Below are 17,460 nucleotides of genomic sequence, written 5' to 3' on the forward strand. Positions count from 1 at the left end.
ATCCGAGCCTAACTCGTTGCGCCGCAGAAGTTAAAAAGAGGCTCTACAATTTATCCATGACCGCAAAGGACCCTCTCCCGCAATCACGTCACTTGGCTACCGCTATTCCAGGGCCAAAATCGCAGGAGTTAATTGCTCGTCGTAAAGAGGCAGTTTCAGCAGGGTTAGGCATGGCAATCCCAGCGTTTATCGAACGCGGTGAAGGCGCAATCCTGCAAGATGTAGATGGCAATCGCATTATTGATCTGGGTGCAGGAATAGGCGTTGTAAACGTTGGAAATGCTGCACCGCGCGTTGTGAATCGCGTGGTTGATGCCGTGCAGGCGTTTACACATACCAACTTCACGACCGCTCCATATATGGGTTATGTCGAAGTCTGCGAGGCGCTTAATCGTTTAACGCCAGGCACACACAAGAAGAAATCTATTTTGCAAAACTCTGGCGCCGAAGCTGTTGAGAACGCGATCAAGATTGCGCGCCATTCAACTAAGCGCCCAGCAATTATCGTCTTTGAACATGCCTATCACGGCCGCACCAACTTAACGATGGCTCTAACCGCCAAGAACGTTCCTTACAAAGAAGGTTTTGGTCCTTTCGCCAACGAGATTTATCGCATGCCGATGCCTTACTCATTCCACTATGAAGGCAACCTGGCAACTATGGCGCAGGATTACCTGGATATCGTGACTTCAAAGATTGAAAAAGAAGTTGGCGCTCATAACGTTGCAGCAATAATTATCGAACCAATCATGGGCGAAGGTGGATTTATCGTTCCACCTAAGGGATTCTTGTCAGGACTTTCAAAGTTTGCAACTGATCACGGAATCGTCTTTATCGCTGATGAAGTTCAGACAGGTTTTGCGCGCACCGGCAATATGTTTGCCTGCGAAGATGAAGGCATTGTTCCTGACATGATCGTTACCGCAAAGGGAATCGCAGGTGGTTTGCCACTTGCTGCTGTTACTGCGCGCGCGGAAATTATGGATTCATCACACGTTGGTGGACTCGGCGGAACTTACGGTGGAAACCCAATCGCATGCGCAGCAGCTCTCGGCGCGATCGAAACTATTGAAGAAGAGAAACTTGTCGAACGTGCACGTCACATCGGAAAGATTCTTAACGAATCACTGACTGCGCTGGCCAAGAAGTATCCAATCATTGGTGAAGTCCGCGGACGCGGTGCAATGCAGGCGATCGAACTTGTTGAAGCCGGAACAAAGACCCCAAACCCTGCTGCAATGGCTGCGGTAATCAAGTATTGCCAGAGCAAAGGCGTTCTCATTCTCACCGCCGGCACATATGCAAATGTGATTCGCTTCTTGCCACCGATCGTCATTAGCGATGAATTGCTCAAGGATGCACTTGGGGTTTTAGAAGAAGCTTTCGCAAGCCTCTAATTAATTGCGATTAACGCACTTATACTCTTTCAGTGGATCTAGAACTCTTAGTAAATATCCTTGACCTGGCTGGCACCTTTGCCTTTGCCCTGGTTGGTGCGCGTATCGCCGCGGATAAAGGTTTGGATTACGGTGGCATCGCATTTATCGCCGCTATCGCATCACTTTCAGGTGGAACTTTCCGCAACCTGCTTTTGGGGGAGCGGCCACCTTGGGTTTTACACACCTGGTTATTCGCAGGCGTTGTAATTGCAGTCTTAATTACTTTAGTCATTAAACGAACCAATCCAGTAGGTCGATTTGTACTTACTCTCGACACAATTGGTTTAGCAGTTTGTTCAGTTTCAGGTGCGCAATTTGCACTAACCCACGGAGCGCCATTTCTGGCGGCGGTATTCCTCGGGCTTATTGGCGCCGTAACCGGCGGTTTGCTGCGAGATGTACTTTGCCAAGTTGAGCCAGTTTTGCTGCACCGTGAAACTATCGGCACATCTTGTTTAGCAGGATCACTCGTCTACGTCACAGGCGACTACTTTGAATTGAACTCTGGTTTTGTCGCACTTTCAGCAGGCCTAGTTGTAATAATTGTTCGTGAACTTTCTATCCGCTTTGACTGGCATCTGCCAAAGGTGGGCGCGCGTTAAGTGAATTTGAAAGAACCGGTTATCTCAACAGCAAGACTTGAACTGCACCATATCTCAGCGGATCGACTGATAGATCTCTTTGAAAAACGTGACGACACCTTCGCTCTCGTCGGTGAAACTTTCACTAATCCGCTTCGCAACTTAATTGACTTTCAAGGACCACTTGCTTGGCGCGTTCCACAAGTAAAGGCAGATCCAGCAACTAATAAATGGTTTGTGCGTTGGATTGTTCTAAAGGAGAACCGCGAAGTCATCGGAAGCACCAGTTTTCATGGCACACCGGATGCGCAGGGAATGATGGAGATCGGTCTTGGCATTGAGACCCAATATCAGAACCAGGGATACGCGAAAGAAGCGCTGTTGGGAATGTGGCGCTGGGTCTTAACTTTTCCGGAAGTGAAGACGCTGCGATACACGGTCAGTCCCCAAAATCTTCCCTCAATAGCAGTGATCAAATACTTCGGTTTTGACTTCAAAGGACAGCAGATTGATGAAGAAGATGGTCCGGAAGATATTTACGAGATGGATCGTGAAACTTTCTTAAAAAAGTGGGGCGCTAATTAATCGCGAGATTGACCGGATCTATGGGTGTAGCGCCCTAAGAATTCATTCTTCATATCTATAAAGTTGCCATCAATTAACGCCTGACGCATCTGATCAACTAAGCGAACCACAAAACGTTCGTTATGGATTGTGGCTAGAGTTGCAGCAACCATCTCTTTACCGCGGAATAAGTGGCACAAGTAAGCACGCGTGAAATTGGTGCAGGTATAACAATCGCACTCGTCATCAATCGGATTGAAGTCGCGTACGTATGGTGCATTAGAGAGATTAAAGCGACCTTGCATTGTGTACACAGCGCTAGAACGTGCGATACGTGATGCAAGAACACAGTCGAAGGTATCTACGCCATTTTCCACTCCGACAAATAAATCTTCTGGCGCACCAATGCCGAGTAAGTGTTTCGGCTTATCTTCCGGCAAGGTGCTATTTACCCAACCAACGATTGTGCCAAGAGATGATTTATCTAGCGCTCCACCAATACCGAAGCCATCGAATTCGATTCCTGAAGATGACATCGTTCCTAAATCGTGCGCTGCTTTCTTACGGAGATCTTCATATTGCGCACCTTGAATAACGCCAAAGAGCGCCTGGTATGGCTTATCGCTGCGGACATCAGTTAAACGCTTATGTTCATCTAAGCAACGAATCGCCCAGTCGTAGGTGCGCTCCATCGCGAGCTCTTGGTAAGGACGGGTGTTGTGCAACGTTGTGCATTCATCGAAAGCGAAGATTATGTCAGCGCCAATTTTATGTTGGATCTGCATGGAAATTTCAGCGGTGAAGCGATGCATCGAACCATCGAGGTGCGATTTAAAGGTAACTCCATCATCGTCTACGTGGGCTAAACGCTCTTTATTTCCAGCGATAACTTGATCTGATCGGAAAGTCTTGGCATCCATCGCTAAAACTTTTTTAAATCCAACACCGAGTGAGAGGACTTGAAAGCCTCCGCTATCGGTAAAGGTTGGCCCTGGCCAATTCATAAATTGGGCTAGGCCACCTGCCTCATCTAGAACATCAGGGCCGGGCTGTAAATAGAGGTGATAAGCATTGGCCAATAAAGCTTGTGCGCCAAGATCTTGCATCGCTGCAGGTAGAACTGCTTTAACGGTGGCCTTTGTGCCAACTGGAATAAATGCTGGAGTTTGAATATCGCCATGTGGAGTAGAAAGTGTGCCAACGCGCGCCAGAGAATTTTCTGCTCTCTTCTTTATCTCAAATGAGAAGTTTTTTGCTGCTGGAGTCGACACAAGCGTTATTGTCTCAGATATAGACTGCCCTGATGTTCGCAGGAAAAGCGCCCTTTCAAGAGTTCACTTCTCTTTTAAATCCGCATTCGCGACGCATTGTTGCGGGAATCGCTCTCAGCGCTATCGGTCGCGGTATGACGCTTTCGCTCTTGATGGTTTATCTCCACGATATCCGGGGTTTCTCTATCGCATTTGGCGGCGCAGTAATGGCGTGGGGCGCACTCTTTGGGATTATCTGCACCCCACCACTTGGGTCACTGGTCGATCACATCGGACCAAAGAAAGTAATGCTCGCCGGTCTTGTGATCTCCGGATTTTCAGCCCTTGCCTTCGCTTTCGTAACAACTCAAGCACATGCGTTAATTGCAATAACTTTATTCGCTTTTGGTGGTCAATGTGTTTGGCCTTCGCAGATGGTGATTTTAACTCGCGTTACTCCACTAAAGGATCGAACCAAAATCTTTGGTTTTAACTTTATGTTGATGAACCTTGGTCTCGGTATCGGTGGATTTATATCGGCTCTGATTATTCGCGAAGATTCGATTCTCTCTTATCAAATTATGTACTTTATTGATTCTCTTACTTATTTTGTCTTTATCTTCTTTATTTGGGGGCTTAACACCCCTCATGCCGGCAAATATGTTGCGAAAGAGCATGAGCCCGAGAAGGGGAGCTATCGAGAGCTATTTGCGATCAAAGAGTTGTCGATCCTGACTATCGCAGGAATCATACTTTTAACGTTCGGCTACGGACCTTTGCAATCAGGGCTACCAATTTATGCGACGCAATATCTTGATTTGGCGCCGAATTGGTTGGGGATCATCTTTGGCGTAAATACCTTTGCAATTGTGGCCTTCCAGCCGCTAGTTCTAAAGTTGATCGCTAATTATTCGAAGTACACCGCGCTGATTTCTGTAGGAGTTATTTGGGCGTTTTCTTGGCTAGCCGTTGGTATTTCGCCATACCTGTCAATGTTTATGGCCGGGATCGCACTTTGTGTAAGTCAATTGATCTTCGCCTTCGGTGAGATGGTCCACGCACCAACTAGCCCGGCGTTAACGCAAGAACTTGCTCCTGAACATATTCGTGGTCGCGCAAGTGCGCTAACTAGTTTGCAGTGGGGAATTTCTGGAATTGCAGGTCCAGCCGTTGCCGGACTAATGATCGGTGCAAATCTAGAACAGCTCTGGGTTTTAACCATGGCGATCGGGGTACTTGCACCAATTCCTTTATTTGCTTACTTAAAGCGCTCCACAAATAAGGCAAAGAAATAGCCCGCTCACGCAGATCGCGTGAACGGGCTAAGTTCCCTAAAAATTTAAGCGAGTTTTCCAGTAACTTCAATTACATTTGTTAGGCCGTTAGAAAGCGTTACTGAGATTTCTTCGCCACCCTTACCTGGGCAAGAAAGTCCCCAAGAGAACTTGGCAGTTGCACCAGCAGCAAGCGGAGTAGTTGGTGCGCCCTCCATCTGATTATCGCCATCGAAGATATCGACACATTCGCCAGTGGTTGTTGAACCCTTAACAATTAGCGTTGCTAAATCTAAATCTGCAGCTGAGCCATTTTCAACGGTTACGTTGAATCGCTCGTTGGTCTGGCCAGGCAGCATTCCGGAAGCGAATTTTCCAGGTGTGAAGCTAGAAGGTGAGGAAAGTGTGTATGAAACTTTGTCTGGAGTTACGACAGGAGCATCAAATCCGCCAGTTGCTTGCGGTGCTTCTTCAACTTCGGTAACGAGCGTTTGATCGTCGACCTGAGCTGCCTCATCAGATCCACCGCATGCAGAGAGGGTTAGCGCTAGGACGATAGCTGCGCTGGCAGTTGCAAAGTTCGTAGATTTAGCATTAAACATTGAGGCCTCCAAGAGAAATTTCATTACGCAGGTGACTATTTACTAGCCCTAAGTATAGAGTAGCCCGCATGTCTCTCAACTCAGCAACTAACTCAGAAGTTGATGCACCAATTAGCGCTAGCCCTGCAATCGCTGGCCGTAGCCCGCGCCAGATCGCATGGAGCCGCTTTAAGCGAAATAAAGTAGGCATGACAGCAGCAGGAATCAGTATTTTCCTGCTGAGCATGTCGCTCTTTGCGCCAATCGTGTGCCGAGTTTTGGGGATCAATCCGAACGACCTAAACCTTGAAGGTTTAAATAGCAGTGGTATTCCAACGGGTGATTTAGCCGGCTTTAGCATGGAACATCCACTTGGCGTAATTCCCGGAACGGGTCGCGATTTACTGGCCCAACTTCTTTACGGTTCACGTATCTCATTTATGATCGCAATTCTTACAACTGCAACTGCGCTAACTATTGGTTTCTTCGTAGGAATTGTTGGTGGTTATTTCCGCGGCCGCGTTGATGGATACCTCGGTCGCTTTACTGACTTCCTTCTCGCATTCCCAGCTTTCTTTATGATCGTTGCACTTAGCGAACCAATGGTCGATCGCATTGAAAAATTCGGAATTGCAGAAGGCAATGGCGCTCGCGTTCTCTTCTTAATCCTCTTCTTATCTTTCTTCGGATGGCCGGGATTTTCTCGACTAATTCGTTCACAGGTTCTCTCACTTCGTGAACGCGAATTCGTAACCGCTGCACAAGCAATGGGTGCAACCCGTCGTCGAATTATTCTGAAAGAACTTGTCCCTAATCTTTGGGCGCCGGTAATTGTGGTTGTCTCGCTTTCACTCCCTGGCTACCTCGCATCGGAAGCGGTCTTCTCATTCCTAGGTCTGGGTGTTCAACCACCAGCATCTACTTGGGGCATCCTGCTTTCTAATGCCACCCGCTTCGTAACCGTTATGCCGAGCTTCTTCCTAATTACAGCAGCCTCCCTAGTCATCGTAGTTCTGGCCTTTAACTTGGTCGGCGATGCGCTGCGCGATGCGCTAGACCCAAGAGCCGACAAATAACAACCGCGTAACGATTTATCTAGGGGGCTTAAATCACCCCTGCTCCTACCGCCGAGTATTCACTTTTCGGACATTTTCTGCTTAACTCAATCCACTCGTAGTGCGGGTTTGCCCGCCACTACATCCCAATCGAAAGGATTACGGAATGAGCCCTCGTTATGCTCTTCGTCGTGCCGTAGTTGTTGCATCTGCAAGCGCTTTGCTTCTTGGAACCGTTGTGGTTGCTGGAACAAACGCTGCATCTGCTGCAACAACACCAAAGACAGGTGGAATTCTCACTTTTCTTGAGCACGAACCACGTCTTGATCACCTAGATCCAAGCCGTATCTACACCGGACGCGACCTCGCGTTTATGAATTCATTTCACACTCGTACTTTGGTTGCATACAACCCAGTCCCAGGTGCTGCAGGAGCAAACCTTGTTCCAGATCTAGCAACAAACACTGGTGTTCCAAGCAACGCTGCTAAGACATGGAAGTTCACACTTCGTCCAGGCACAAAGTTTGAAGATGGAACTCCAATTACATGTGAGCATGTCCAATACGGTACATCTCGTGTATTCGCACAAGATGTAATCAACAACGGACCTACTTACTTGCTTTCATGGCTTGATATTCCAAAAGATAAAGATGGAAATTCAATCTATGTTGGTCCTTACAAGAGCACCAAGGCAGCACAAGCTGCTTACAACAAGGCAGTCTCTTGCTCAAGCGACAACCGCACAATTACTTTCCAACTGAACAAGTCAATTGCTGACTTCAACTACTTGGCTACATACGGTGTTATCTCACCTATCCAAAAGAAGAAGGACACAGGCGATAAGTACGACCTAAACCCACAGGCAACAGGTCCGTACAAGATCGTTGAAAACAGCAAGACACAGCTTCGTATGGTCCGTAACGCACAGTGGTCAAAAGCATCTGACCCAGTACGTACTCCATACCCAGATGAAGTAATCATCCAGTTCGGTCTTGATGAAGAAGTAATCGACCAGATCATGTTGGAAGACACAATTCCTTCAGCAATGAACTTTGGTGGACCACTTCCTTCAAATAAGGACAAGTTCTTCACCGACGCAAAGTTCAAGAACCGTCGTATGAACAACTCAGATCCATACGCCATCTACATCGCATTTAACGTGAAGGCAATGCCTTGCTTGGAAATCCGCCAAGCGATGTACCACTCACGTGATGCGAAGGCTCTTCTTGACTACGCAGGCGGCCCAACTTATGCAGGTTCATATGCAACCGGCGTAATTAGCCCACTCGTAGCAGCTGACTACGCACCTACCAAGGTCGTAGGTCCAGGAAGCCCAGATTTCAAGCCTGAAGGAAATATCGTTAAGGCGAAGGAATTGATGGAAATCGCAAAGACCAAGTGTCCTGCTGATTACAAGAAGGCAACTGAAGAAGGCATCACAATGGATGTTCGTCAGTCTGTAACACTTAACGACACAATTCCAATCAACGAGGCTGCATACGCTCGCGCTGGAATCAAGGTTAAGTGGAACATCATCAGCTCTGGTTACTACTCAACAGTTATGAACCCTGACAAGCAGAAAGATATGTCTGCTTCTGGTTGGGGTGCTGACTGGGCAAATGCTTCAACAGTTATTCCAGAACTATTTGCATCATTCGGTGGATTTAACCTTTCACAGAACACTGCAGATCCTGCTTACAAGGCCTTTGAAGATAAGGTCAACATTGCGATGAAGACAACCGATCGCAAGAAGCAAGCAGTAATGTGGAAAGAACTAGATGCATATGCAATGAAGCAGATGTGGGTATTGCCAACAACGTTTGGTAAGGCTCAGGAAGTTTGGGGCTCACAGCTTGCAAACGTCTTCTTCTGGGTACCTCAGGGTAACCCTGCATACGGAAAGATCTGGATTAACAACTAATCCAAATCTTTACCTGCAAGCGCTTTAAATAGCGCAAATAGCAGTAGAGACAGGTACTTCCGGCGCTAAGCAATTGGCGTCGGAAGTACCTTCTTACTGGTAGGTTCAACTTTCTTAAAAGTTAAAAATTAATACACGCAAGAAGGGATTGAAGAGATGTTGAAATTCATCGGGCGCCGCGCAATATTTGCAGCGTTCACAATCCTGATCGTCTCAGCCGTTGTCTTTGGAATATTCTCTCTGCTCCCATTTGATCCAGCCGCTCTGACTTGTGGTCAGCGTTGTACAGATCAGATCGTTGAAGCAAATCGAGTTCGTCTAGGTTTTGATAAACCAATTTACGAGCAATATTGGCTCTTCCTCTCTGGAATCTTTCTCGGACGCACTTATGGCGCCGGAAGTGCAGCCTTTACTTGCCCAGCACCATCCTTTGGATATTCATTTAACGAAAATGCTTGCGTTACCAACATGCTGGTTGAGGCTCTGCCAATCACAATCAGCTTGGCAATCGGTGCGCTTCTGCTCTGGCTCACAGTTGGAATTGGCCTGGGCATCGTTGCAGCTAAATTTAAAAACCGTTGGCCTGATACAAGTTCATCAGTTTTCGTACTTCTAGCAACATCACTTCCTACTTTCGTTACAGGCCTTGCTCTACTTATCTGGGTTTCTATCAAGTGGAAGCTAATTCCCCTTTCCTTGCAGGGTTACACCTCAATCCTCGATAACCCATTTAAATTTGTTGAGTATTTCATCTTGCCGTGGATCACCTTGGCAATCGCCTATGCCGCGATCTACACCCGCTTTACACGTGCTGCACTTCTTGAAACGCTGGGCGAGGATTACATCCGCACCGCTCGCGCTAAGGGCGTTGGCGAACGCGTCGTCTTCTTTAAGCACACACTTCGTGCGGTGCTGGCCCCTTTGATCACCTTGGCTGGTCTCGACTTTGCCGGACTAATTGGTGGAGCGATTATTACCGAAACGATCTTTAACCTGCCAGGACTTGGCCGCCTTACGCTTCGCTCGGTTTACGAATTCGATCTATCTGTTGTTCTTGCAACAACTATCTTGGCAGCAGTAGTTGTCATCGTAATGAACTTGATCGTAGATATGTTGTATGCAGTTCTTGATCCACGGGTGCGCATCACATGACCGAGCTTCTTCATATTCAGGACTTACACGTCTCCTTTAAAACCGATGATGGCTTGGTCCGCGCCGTAGATGGCGTATCGCTAACTCTAAATGCCGGTGAAACCGTTGCCATCGTGGGCGAATCTGGCTCCGGTAAAACCGTTACCAGCCTTTCTGTGATGGGGCTTCATAAAAAAGGATCAGCCCAGATCTCGGGATCAATTTCACTAAATGATGGCGGGACCTTTAAAGATGTTGTCTCGCTAAACGATGATGCGATCCGCGATATCCGTGGGCGCGCAGTTGCGATGATCTTCCAGGATCCCATGTCCTCACTCCATCCTTTTTACAAGATCGGCAGCCAGCTTGCTGAGGCTTACTTGGTTCACAATCCAGGTAAGAAGAAAGAGGCGATGGCCCGCGCAGTTGAGATGCTTGATCTCGTTGGAATTCCAGAGCCAGCAAAGCGCGCTGTTGAATTTCCACACCAATTTTCGGGCGGTATGCGCCAGCGCGTAATGATTGCAATGGCTTTGATGAACTCACCACAAATCTTGATCGCCGATGAACCAACAACCGCTCTAGATGTAACGGTGCAGGCTCAGATCTTGGCGCTACTTTCCAAGCTTAAGAAAGAATTTAACATGGGTATCTTGTTGATCACCCACGACCTCGGTGTTGTTGCACAAGTGGCCGATCGCGTAAATGTTATGTATGCAGGGCGCATTGTTGAAGAAGGCCCAGTAGATGACATCTTCTACTCACCACTTGCTCCTTACACACTCGGACTCCTTAAATCAGTGCCACGAGTTTCATCAAAGAACGAACGCCTCAAGGCGATTCCAGGACAGCCACCTTCACTAATTAACCTGCCAGTTGGTTGCCCATTTGCACCACGCTGTGAGTACAAGCAACATTCATCAGAATCTGGTTGTAACTCAACTAAGCCGGAACTAATCGGCACCTCAGCAACTCATCGTTCTCGCTGCCATATCCCTGAAGCCCTGCGCAATGATTTATTTGCTAAAGAGTTAAAGGAGTTACAGTCATGAGCGATGTAATTCTAAAAGTTGATAATTTGGTCAAGCACTTCCCAACTGGCAAGGGCAAGCGTGGCGAAAAGGAAGTTGTAAAGGCTGTCGACGGCATCTCCTTCGATTTAAAGGCTGGCGAAACTCTTGGCCTGGTAGGCGAATCTGGTTGCGGTAAGACAACTGCCGGCCGCACAATTTTGAAGCTAACTGAACCAACTTCTGGAAAGTTAATCTTCGAAGATCAAGACATCACCGATTACAGCGCAACCAAGATGCGCGCAATCCGCGCCCAGATGCAGATCATCTTCCAAGATCCATACTCTGCGCTAAATCCGCGTCAGACAATCGGCAAGATTATTTCTGCACCATTTGAAATCCAAGGAATTACTCCACCGGAAGGCGTTAAGACTGCCGTGCAAAACCTAATGGCGCGCGTTGGTCTAAACCCAGAGCACTACAACCGCTACCCACACGAGTTCTCAGGCGGACAGCGCCAGCGCATCGGTATCGCTCGTGCAATCGCGTTAAAGCCACGTTTTATCGTTGCCGACGAACCTGTTTCAGCACTGGATGTTTCGATCCAGGCCCAGGTAATTAACTTGTTAGAGGATCTGCAAGAAGAAGAGAAGATCAGCATGGTCTTTATCGCCCACGATTTATCTGTGGTGCAACATATTTCAGATCGCGTGGCAGTTATGTACCTCGGCAAGATGATGGAGATTGCAGCGACTGCTGATCTTTACGATAAGCCGCGCCATCCTTACACAACAGCGCTTCTATCTGCGGTGCCGCTGCCAGATCCACGATCTGAACGCACCCGCGAACGCATTATCTTGACCGGTGATCTACCTAGCCCAATTAATCCACCATCGGGTTGCGTCTTTAATACCCGTTGCTGGAAGGCGCAAGATAAGTGCCGCACCGAAGTGCCACAGTTGGTACAGCTCGGGGCTTCACAAGTGGCCTGCCACTTCCCTGAAAACTAGTTTTAAAGCCAGGGATTGATTACAACTTTTCCTGATTGCGGCGACATCGACATCTGCATCGCTTCATCTGCCTGATCTAATCCAAATTCATGGGTCACCAAATCTGCAAAAGGATATTGCTTGGCGTATTTATCAAAGAGTTTCAGTGACGGCCCATAAGCATTAATAGGGTGGTTAGAAAGCCCGATCAATCTGACATTTTTACTCAGCACATGGCGGTGCATGCTTATCGATACTTCTCCAGTATCCGCGAAGTTACCCATCTCAAGGAGTGTGCCACCGCGGCGTAGCATCTCGATTCCTTCAATAACCGGTTCTGGACGATTGGTCATATGTAAAACCACATCTGCTCCGATGCCACCAGTTAGTGAATGGATAAGTTTTAGACGCTCGCTCTGACTTGTCTTATCTACATTGATTGTTAAATCGGCCCCAAATTTCTTAGCAAGATCTAAGCGGTAGTCAGATTTATCTATACAGATAACTTTTCCGGCACCCATGATTCCCAATTTAGCCACATGCAATAGCCCCAGTGGTCCTACGCCAAAGACCACAACGGTATCGCCACTAGTAAAACCTTCAATTGAGTAAGAACTAAAATCCTTTAATTTATCTAACGATGCAGCACAGGCCATTAACTCAGCAAGAACCGCTACTTTTGGCGAGATATTCTCGGGAACCTTATAAAAGAACGTTCCTGGCTTGAAATACATGTATTCGGCCCAACCGCCCAACAGGTGCGGCCATTGCGCACTTGTAAAACTATTTCCGTAGCACTGGGATTTAGAACACCAGCTATAGCCTTGGATATGAGTGCAGTAATAACATTTTCCGCAGATCATGTCTGGGCACATGACAATTCGATCACCGACTTTTACAGGCGCTTGGTAGAAATCGCCTGATTCCTCAATGGCTGGGCTTAACTCTTCAATAACTCCAACATTTTCATGGCCTTGAATAATTGGAAACGGGGTATCGGTCTCTGATTCGGTACCGGCATATTGTTTGGTCTCACCTTGGTAGGTGTGCTTATCGGTGCCGCAGATGCCAGAGAGCTCCACTCGCATAAGTAGCGCCCCATCTTCTAACTTGGGGCGGTCAAATGTTTGAACCTCATAACGGCCCGGAGCTACTAGAACGGCGGCGCGAATCTTCATACCGATAAGTTAGACCTTTTGTGAGGCTGTTACCAGATTTCTACGCGATCCTTTTCAGCCAGCCATAACTTGTCGCCTGCGGTTACTTCAAAGGCTTCATAGAAATCGCTGATATTGGCAACGATCGCGTTGCAACGAAACTCATATGGAGAATGCGGATCAGTTGCGATGCGACGGCGCAGTTCTTCGGCACGAACCTTGCCGCGCCATGCTTGCGCCCACGATAAGAAGAAACGTTGTTCTCCCGTTAAACCATCGATTACAGGCGCTGGAGCGCCCTTTAGAGCCAATTTATAAGCCTTAAAGCCGATTGCAAGGCCGCCCAGGTCTCCAATGTTTTCTCCGACCGTTAGAGCGCCATTTACATGGATATCTGGGGTCTCTTCTGGATAAAGGGCATCAAATTGTTTGATCAACATATTGGCGCGCTTTTCAAATTCGGTGCGATCGGATTCGGTCCACCAATCGATCATGTTTCCATCGCCATCGAATTTAGAACCTTGGTCATCAAAGCCGTGGCCGATTTCATGGCCGATAACCGCGCCGATTCCGCCGTAATTGGCTGCGATATCGGCTTCCAAATCGAAGAACGGTGGCTGCAAGATAGCGGCCGGAAAGACGATCTCGTTCTGGATCGGGTGGTAATACGCGTTAACAGTCTGTGGGGTCATTAGCCATTCGGACTTATCAACTGGCTTACCGATCTTGGCTAATTCGATATCGCGCGAGAACTTGGTGATCCGGCCAATGTTTCCAAAGAGGCCATCGCGGGTAATAGTTAGCGCCGAATAATCGCGCCACTTATCGGGATAGCCGATCTTTGGTGTGAACTTTCCTAACTTATCTAAAGCCTTGGCTTTGGTTTCTGGGCTCATCCAAGAAAGTTCGTTAATGCTGATTCGGTAGGCCTCGATCAAGTTATCAACTAGTTCGAGCATTGCGGTTTTAGCTGCCTCTGGGAAATGGCGCTGTACATAGATGCGGCCGATGGCTTCGCCAAGTGCGCCTTCTACAAAGGAGATAGCGCGCTTCCAGCGAACCCGGATTTCAGGGGTGCCCGATAAAGTCTTGGCGTAGAAATCAAAGTTCTGATTTACAAATTCGTCAGGCAGGTATGCCGCAGCTCCTGAAATTAACTGCCACTTCATCCACGCCTTCCATGGGTCGGGATCAAAGTTTTCGAGGATGCTAGATAGGCCAGCAAAGAACGGTGGCTGTTGAACAACTAACTCGTCAAAGGCCGCCTTTGGAATCTGGCTGAACTCAAGCCAGGTCGCCCAATCAAAGTGTGGGGCAAGGGCGCAGAGCTCTTTAAAGGTCATCTTGTTATATGTCAGTTCGACATCGCGATCTTTAACCTGATCAAAATGGTGTGATGCAATTTGGGCTTCTAGGGCGTAGATCTTTTCTGCTAAATCTGCACCGTTATCAATCTTGGCCAGCGCAAACATTTTGGCGACGTGGAATTTAAAGGCTTTGCGAATTTCTTCATATTGTTCTTCGCGGTAGTAAGCCTCATCGGGCAGAGATAGGCCACCTTGTCCCAAATAGATAATGTTCATTTCGGAGTTCATGGCATCGCCGTAAATTCCAAGACCAAATGCGCCACCTAGCCCGCGCATTTCTAGATCGGCCATCGTCTTAATAAATTGATCACGAGTTTCGATGCGATCGATTGCGGCGAGATCTTCAAGCAGGGGAGTAATGCCGGCTTTGGTGATCGCATCAGTGTCGAGGAAGCAGTCATATAAATCGCGAATCTTCTGGGCATCGCCTTCGCCTTTGGCGGTCTCGATGATTTCGCGGACCTGGGCTTCAGCCTCTAAATAAAGTTGGTAGGTAATGCCATCGGAGGAGCGATCTTGTGGGATCTCGTGGTCCTTGAGCCAGCGGCCATTGAAGTAGCGGTAGAGATCATCTTGGGGGCGAAAAGTTTTATCGATATGTGAAGGATCGATCCCACTACGTAGCTGCTTAGTCATGACTTCCTTTGTTCTCGTAACCGTCAAATAAGTAGTTGAAAGTTCAACTTTGCGGTAATTAACGTATGATTGCCCAATGGCACGGCAAAACGCTACCTCACCTCGCTGGCTCAACGCTGCTGAAATGAAGGCTTGGCGCCGCTATATCGTGGCTAGCCGGCGATTGCTCGAAGCCCTGGATTTAGACCTAGCCCACCATGAACTTTCGATGGCCGATTACGAGATTTTGGCTCAATTAAGTGATGCCCCAGAACGCCGGATGCGTATGTCAGAGCTAGCCGATGTGGCGATGTTGTCGCGCTCGCGCCTTTCGCATCGCATGAAGGTAATGGAGAAGGCCGGCTGGGTAAAGCGTGAGGCTTGCCCTATAGATAAGCGCGGATATTTTGCGGTGATGACCGCTAAGGGTTGGAAGGCGATCGTTGCTGCGGCCCCGGACCATGTAGATAGTGTGCGCTCACGTTTTGTTGATCATCTATCGAAGGGCGATCAAGCGGCCCTTGCAGAAATTTTTGAGCGAGTATCAGAATCGTTAAGAAAAGATTTAAAAGATAAATAAAAAACCCGCCACATAAAGTGGCGGGTTTTTTATTAAGTAATGAATTACTTAGCTGCTGCCTTCTTGCGGCGGCGCTTCTTTGGAGCAGCTGCTGGAGCTGCTGCCTTCTTGCGGCGACGCTTTGGAGCTGCCTTCTTAGCTGCTGCCTTCTTGCGACGCTTTGGAGCTGCCTTCTTAGCTGCTGCCTTCTTGCGACGCTTCTTTGGAGCTGCCTTCTTAGCTGCTGCCTTCTTGCGACGCTTTGGAGCTGCCTTCTTAGCTGCTGCCTTCTTGCGACGCTTTGGAGCTGCCTTCTTAGCTGCTGCCTTCTTGCGACGCTTTGGAGCTGCCTTCTTTGCTGCTGCCTTCTTGCGGCGCTTCTTTGGAGCTGCTGCTGGAGCTGCTGCCTTCTTGCGACGCTTCTTTGGTGCTGCTTTCTTAGCTGCGGCCACGTACTTCTCCTATCGGAATGGTTCGGATCCGTCACCCAAACCTGTTCGTGGATAAGTGTGACGGAAATGTAAAAATATTGCTAGTACATAGCGCGAAAAAACGGAGTGCGTGTCGCAATTTATTTTTTTATTTTTTTGTGCATTTAAGAAAAAATAATGGAAATGATTTACCGATTGGTAGCCGTTTTTTAAGAAAATCTAGAAAATCTAGAAAAATTGACCCGATTTTTTCCTATTTTTCATCTTCGGCGCGAATTCTGCGCATTTCAACGGCATATTCGTTCGTTTCAGAGTCATATTTTCGCAATTTCGGCAGGCAAAGGGCCAAAATTGCGACCGAAACTATGCAGAGAACCCCTCCAAAAGTTACTGAGAAGTTCAATGTGGTAACCGCCGCCATCGATGCCGCACGCATCTGGCCGGCTAGTGGGCCAATTGAATATGAAAGTAGTTCGATCCCTGCAAGGCGTCCGCGGTATCCATCTGGAATTGTTTGGTTCCAAATTACTCCACGGAAAAGCGCACTGACCATATCGGCGGCCCCGGCCATGGCAAGAAATAGCAGAACCAGAATCAAGGAATTGGATAACCCGGCAAATGCAATCGCTGCGCCCCAACCGATAGCCGCCCAAATAACCGCCCGTCCATGAAAACGATAGGTGCGCGTCCATCCACTTGTCAGAGTTACTGCAACCGAGCCAACGGTTCCGGCGGCATAGAGCAGACCGAGCGCCCAAGGTGCGCCAAGTTGGTCTGCCCAAAAGGGAAAGAGCGCAATTGGCATCGCAAAGAACATCGCTGCTAAATCAACTAGGTAAGTTCCCATTAAATCTTGGCGACTAAATGCATAACGCACACCCTCAATTAACCCTGCCAGAGATGGCTTTTGCGCCTCTGGATTGGCAGGCACGTTTTTAACGCGCATCAGAAATGCGAGAGAGATAAAGAAAGTTGCGATATCTGCGATGTACCCAACTGAAACGGAGAAGGTTGCAATTAAAACTCCACCAATTGTTGGACCGATGATCACACCGAGCTGCCAACGCAGTGACATCAACGCACTTGCCGCCGGAAGATCGGCATGGCCAACTAGCCGCGGCAAGATGGCATCGGCGCTGGGGCGTTGCAGGCCATTGACGGCGGCAAATAAACCGATGACGACATAGATCAGAATTAGATTGGGGTTGGGAGAGATGGCGTTGACCAACAAGATTGCGACCAGTACCAAGGATGCAAACTCGGTCGCCCAGATCATCTTCTTGCGATCGACGTAATCGGCTAAGACCCCGCCATAGAGCCCAAAGAGAATCAGCGGCACGATTTCGACCACCCCTGAGATACCAACTGCGATGTAAGAGTTGGTCATCTCTTTGATCTGAAACGGGACGGCGACGTAAGTAATCATCGACCCGAGGTAGGTAATCAGGCCAGAGGCCCACAAATTTCGAAAATCTGGGTATTTTTTGAGCGGAGTTAGATCAATCGCAAATTTTGAACGCTTATCTTCTTCCACGT

At 48.2% G+C, this 17,460-nt stretch carries 16 protein-coding genes; 10 read left to right on the forward strand and 6 right to left on the reverse strand.

All coding sequences use genetic code 11. The annotated features are described in order from the left end of the window. Positions 1-56: 56 nt before the first annotated feature. From gabT to A1s21148_RS01775, 3 genes are read left to right on the forward strand one after another with little or no spacing between them, the layout of a single operon-like run. Positions 57-1,397 (forward strand): 4-aminobutyrate--2-oxoglutarate transaminase, encoded by a 1,341-nt coding sequence (gene gabT / locus A1s21148_RS01765; RefSeq protein ID WP_095670777.1) that lies wholly within the window; start codon positions 57-59, stop codon positions 1,395-1,397. 32 nt (positions 1,398-1,429) lie between these two features. Further along, the gene (locus A1s21148_RS01770; RefSeq protein WP_095670778.1) at positions 1,430-2,041 is read left to right on the forward strand and encodes a trimeric intracellular cation channel family protein; all 612 of its coding nucleotides are present in this window, start codon (positions 1,430-1,432) and stop codon (positions 2,039-2,041) included. Then, entirely contained in the window at positions 2,042-2,605 is a 564-nt protein-coding gene (locus tag A1s21148_RS01775) for a GNAT family N-acetyltransferase (protein ID WP_095670779.1), read from the forward strand. On the opposite strand, the gene tgt is transcribed toward A1s21148_RS01775, so the two are convergent. Then, positions 2,602-3,855 carry a tRNA guanosine(34) transglycosylase Tgt gene (tgt, locus tag A1s21148_RS01780; protein WP_190276906.1) on the reverse strand — a complete coding sequence of 418 codons (1,254 nt, stop codon included), beginning with the start codon at positions 3,853-3,855 and terminating at the stop codon, positions 2,602-2,604. The two genes, A1s21148_RS01775 and tgt, sit on opposite strands and share 4 nt — an antisense overlap. Positions 3,856-3,887: 32 nt before the next feature. On the opposite strand from tgt, the gene A1s21148_RS01785 reads away from it, so the two are divergent. Continuing rightward, complete coding sequence (locus tag A1s21148_RS01785; RefSeq protein ID WP_095670780.1) at positions 3,888-5,129, forward strand: MFS transporter; 1,242 nt, start codon at positions 3,888-3,890, stop codon at positions 5,127-5,129. A gap of 44 nt (positions 5,130-5,173) precedes the next feature. Here A1s21148_RS01785 and A1s21148_RS01790 read toward each other — a convergent pair whose 3' ends face one another. Continuing rightward, on the reverse strand, positions 5,174-5,710 hold the full coding sequence (locus A1s21148_RS01790; RefSeq protein ID WP_095670781.1) for a hypothetical protein: 537 nt from the start codon (positions 5,708-5,710) through the stop codon (positions 5,174-5,176). 68 nt (positions 5,711-5,778) lie between these two features. Here A1s21148_RS01790 and A1s21148_RS01795 point away from each other — a divergent pair, with 68 nt between their 5' ends. The 5 genes from A1s21148_RS01795 to A1s21148_RS01815 all read left to right on the forward strand — a co-directional run bounded on the left by A1s21148_RS01795 (position 5,779) and on the right by A1s21148_RS01815 (position 11,816). Beyond that, entirely contained in the window at positions 5,779-6,765 is a 987-nt protein-coding gene (locus A1s21148_RS01795) for an ABC transporter permease (RefSeq protein ID WP_095670782.1), read from the forward strand. 145 nt (positions 6,766-6,910) lie between these two features. Further along, complete coding sequence (locus A1s21148_RS01800) at positions 6,911-8,665, forward strand: ABC transporter substrate-binding protein (RefSeq protein ID WP_095670783.1); 1,755 nt, start codon at positions 6,911-6,913, stop codon at positions 8,663-8,665. 156 nt (positions 8,666-8,821) lie between these two features. Then, entirely contained in the window at positions 8,822-9,817 is a 996-nt protein-coding gene (locus A1s21148_RS01805; protein ID WP_095670784.1) for an ABC transporter permease, read from the forward strand. Beyond that, complete coding sequence (locus tag A1s21148_RS01810) at positions 9,814-10,848, forward strand: ABC transporter ATP-binding protein (RefSeq protein ID WP_095670785.1); 1,035 nt, start codon at positions 9,814-9,816, stop codon at positions 10,846-10,848. Before A1s21148_RS01805 ends, A1s21148_RS01810 begins: the two co-directional genes overlap by 4 nt. Next, positions 10,845-11,816 (forward strand): ABC transporter ATP-binding protein, encoded by a 972-nt coding sequence (locus A1s21148_RS01815; protein ID WP_095670786.1) that lies wholly within the window; start codon positions 10,845-10,847, stop codon positions 11,814-11,816. Before A1s21148_RS01810 ends, A1s21148_RS01815 begins: the two co-directional genes overlap by 4 nt. 2 nt (positions 11,817-11,818) lie before the next feature. On the opposite strand, the gene A1s21148_RS01820 is transcribed toward A1s21148_RS01815, so the two are convergent. Then, positions 11,819-12,973 carry a zinc-binding dehydrogenase gene (locus A1s21148_RS01820; RefSeq protein ID WP_095670787.1) on the reverse strand — a complete coding sequence of 385 codons (1,155 nt, stop codon included), beginning with the start codon at positions 12,971-12,973 and terminating at the stop codon, positions 11,819-11,821. A 29-nt stretch (positions 12,974-13,002) separates the two neighbouring features. Beyond that, positions 13,003-14,955, reverse strand: a complete 1,953-nt coding sequence (locus A1s21148_RS01825) for a M13 family metallopeptidase (RefSeq protein WP_095670788.1) — start codon at positions 14,953-14,955, stop codon at positions 13,003-13,005. Between the two features lie 76 nt (positions 14,956-15,031). On the opposite strand from A1s21148_RS01825, the gene A1s21148_RS01830 reads away from it, so the two are divergent. Next, positions 15,032-15,514 (forward strand): MarR family winged helix-turn-helix transcriptional regulator, encoded by a 483-nt coding sequence (locus A1s21148_RS01830; protein ID WP_095670789.1) that lies wholly within the window; start codon positions 15,032-15,034, stop codon positions 15,512-15,514. A 44-nt stretch (positions 15,515-15,558) separates the two neighbouring features. Here A1s21148_RS01830 and A1s21148_RS01835 read toward each other — a convergent pair whose 3' ends face one another. After that, on the reverse strand, positions 15,559-15,945 hold the full coding sequence (locus A1s21148_RS01835; protein WP_095670790.1) for a hypothetical protein: 387 nt from the start codon (positions 15,943-15,945) through the stop codon (positions 15,559-15,561). 232 nt (positions 15,946-16,177) lie between these two features. After that, positions 16,178-17,458, reverse strand: coding sequence for an MFS transporter (locus A1s21148_RS01840; RefSeq protein WP_095670791.1), 1,281 nt, complete (start codon positions 17,456-17,458; stop codon positions 16,178-16,180). Positions 17,459-17,460 lie beyond the last annotated feature (2 nt).

The sequence above is a fragment of the Candidatus Planktophila lacus genome (genome assembly GCF_002287925.1).
Lineage (GTDB): Bacteria > Actinomycetota > Actinomycetes > Nanopelagicales > Nanopelagicaceae > Planktophila > Planktophila lacus.

Excerpts from the sequence above, each read along its gene's own strand:
- A1s21148_RS01830 (WP_095670789.1), top strand. The coding sequence starts at position 15,032 with ATGGCACGGCAAAACGCTACCTCACCTCGCTGGCTCAACGCTGCTGAA.
- gabT (WP_095670777.1), top strand. The coding sequence starts at position 57 with ATGACCGCAAAGGACCCTCTCCCGCAATCACGTCACTTGGCTACCGCT.
- A1s21148_RS01825 (WP_095670788.1), bottom strand. The coding sequence starts at position 14,955 with ATGACTAAGCAGCTACGTAGTGGGATCGATCCTTCACATATCGATAAA.
- A1s21148_RS01805 (WP_095670784.1), top strand. The coding sequence starts at position 8,822 with ATGTTGAAATTCATCGGGCGCCGCGCAATATTTGCAGCGTTCACAATC.
- A1s21148_RS01815 (WP_095670786.1), top strand. The coding sequence starts at position 10,845 with ATGAGCGATGTAATTCTAAAAGTTGATAATTTGGTCAAGCACTTCCCA.
- A1s21148_RS01795 (WP_095670782.1), top strand. The coding sequence starts at position 5,779 with ATGTCTCTCAACTCAGCAACTAACTCAGAAGTTGATGCACCAATTAGC.
- A1s21148_RS01810 (WP_095670785.1), top strand. The coding sequence starts at position 9,814 with ATGACCGAGCTTCTTCATATTCAGGACTTACACGTCTCCTTTAAAACC.
- A1s21148_RS01790 (WP_095670781.1), bottom strand. The coding sequence starts at position 5,710 with ATGTTTAATGCTAAATCTACGAACTTTGCAACTGCCAGCGCAGCTATC.
- A1s21148_RS01820 (WP_095670787.1), bottom strand. The coding sequence starts at position 12,973 with ATGAAGATTCGCGCCGCCGTTCTAGTAGCTCCGGGCCGTTATGAGGTT.
- A1s21148_RS01800 (WP_095670783.1), top strand. The coding sequence starts at position 6,911 with ATGAGCCCTCGTTATGCTCTTCGTCGTGCCGTAGTTGTTGCATCTGCA.
- A1s21148_RS01785 (WP_095670780.1), top strand. The coding sequence starts at position 3,888 with ATGTTCGCAGGAAAAGCGCCCTTTCAAGAGTTCACTTCTCTTTTAAAT.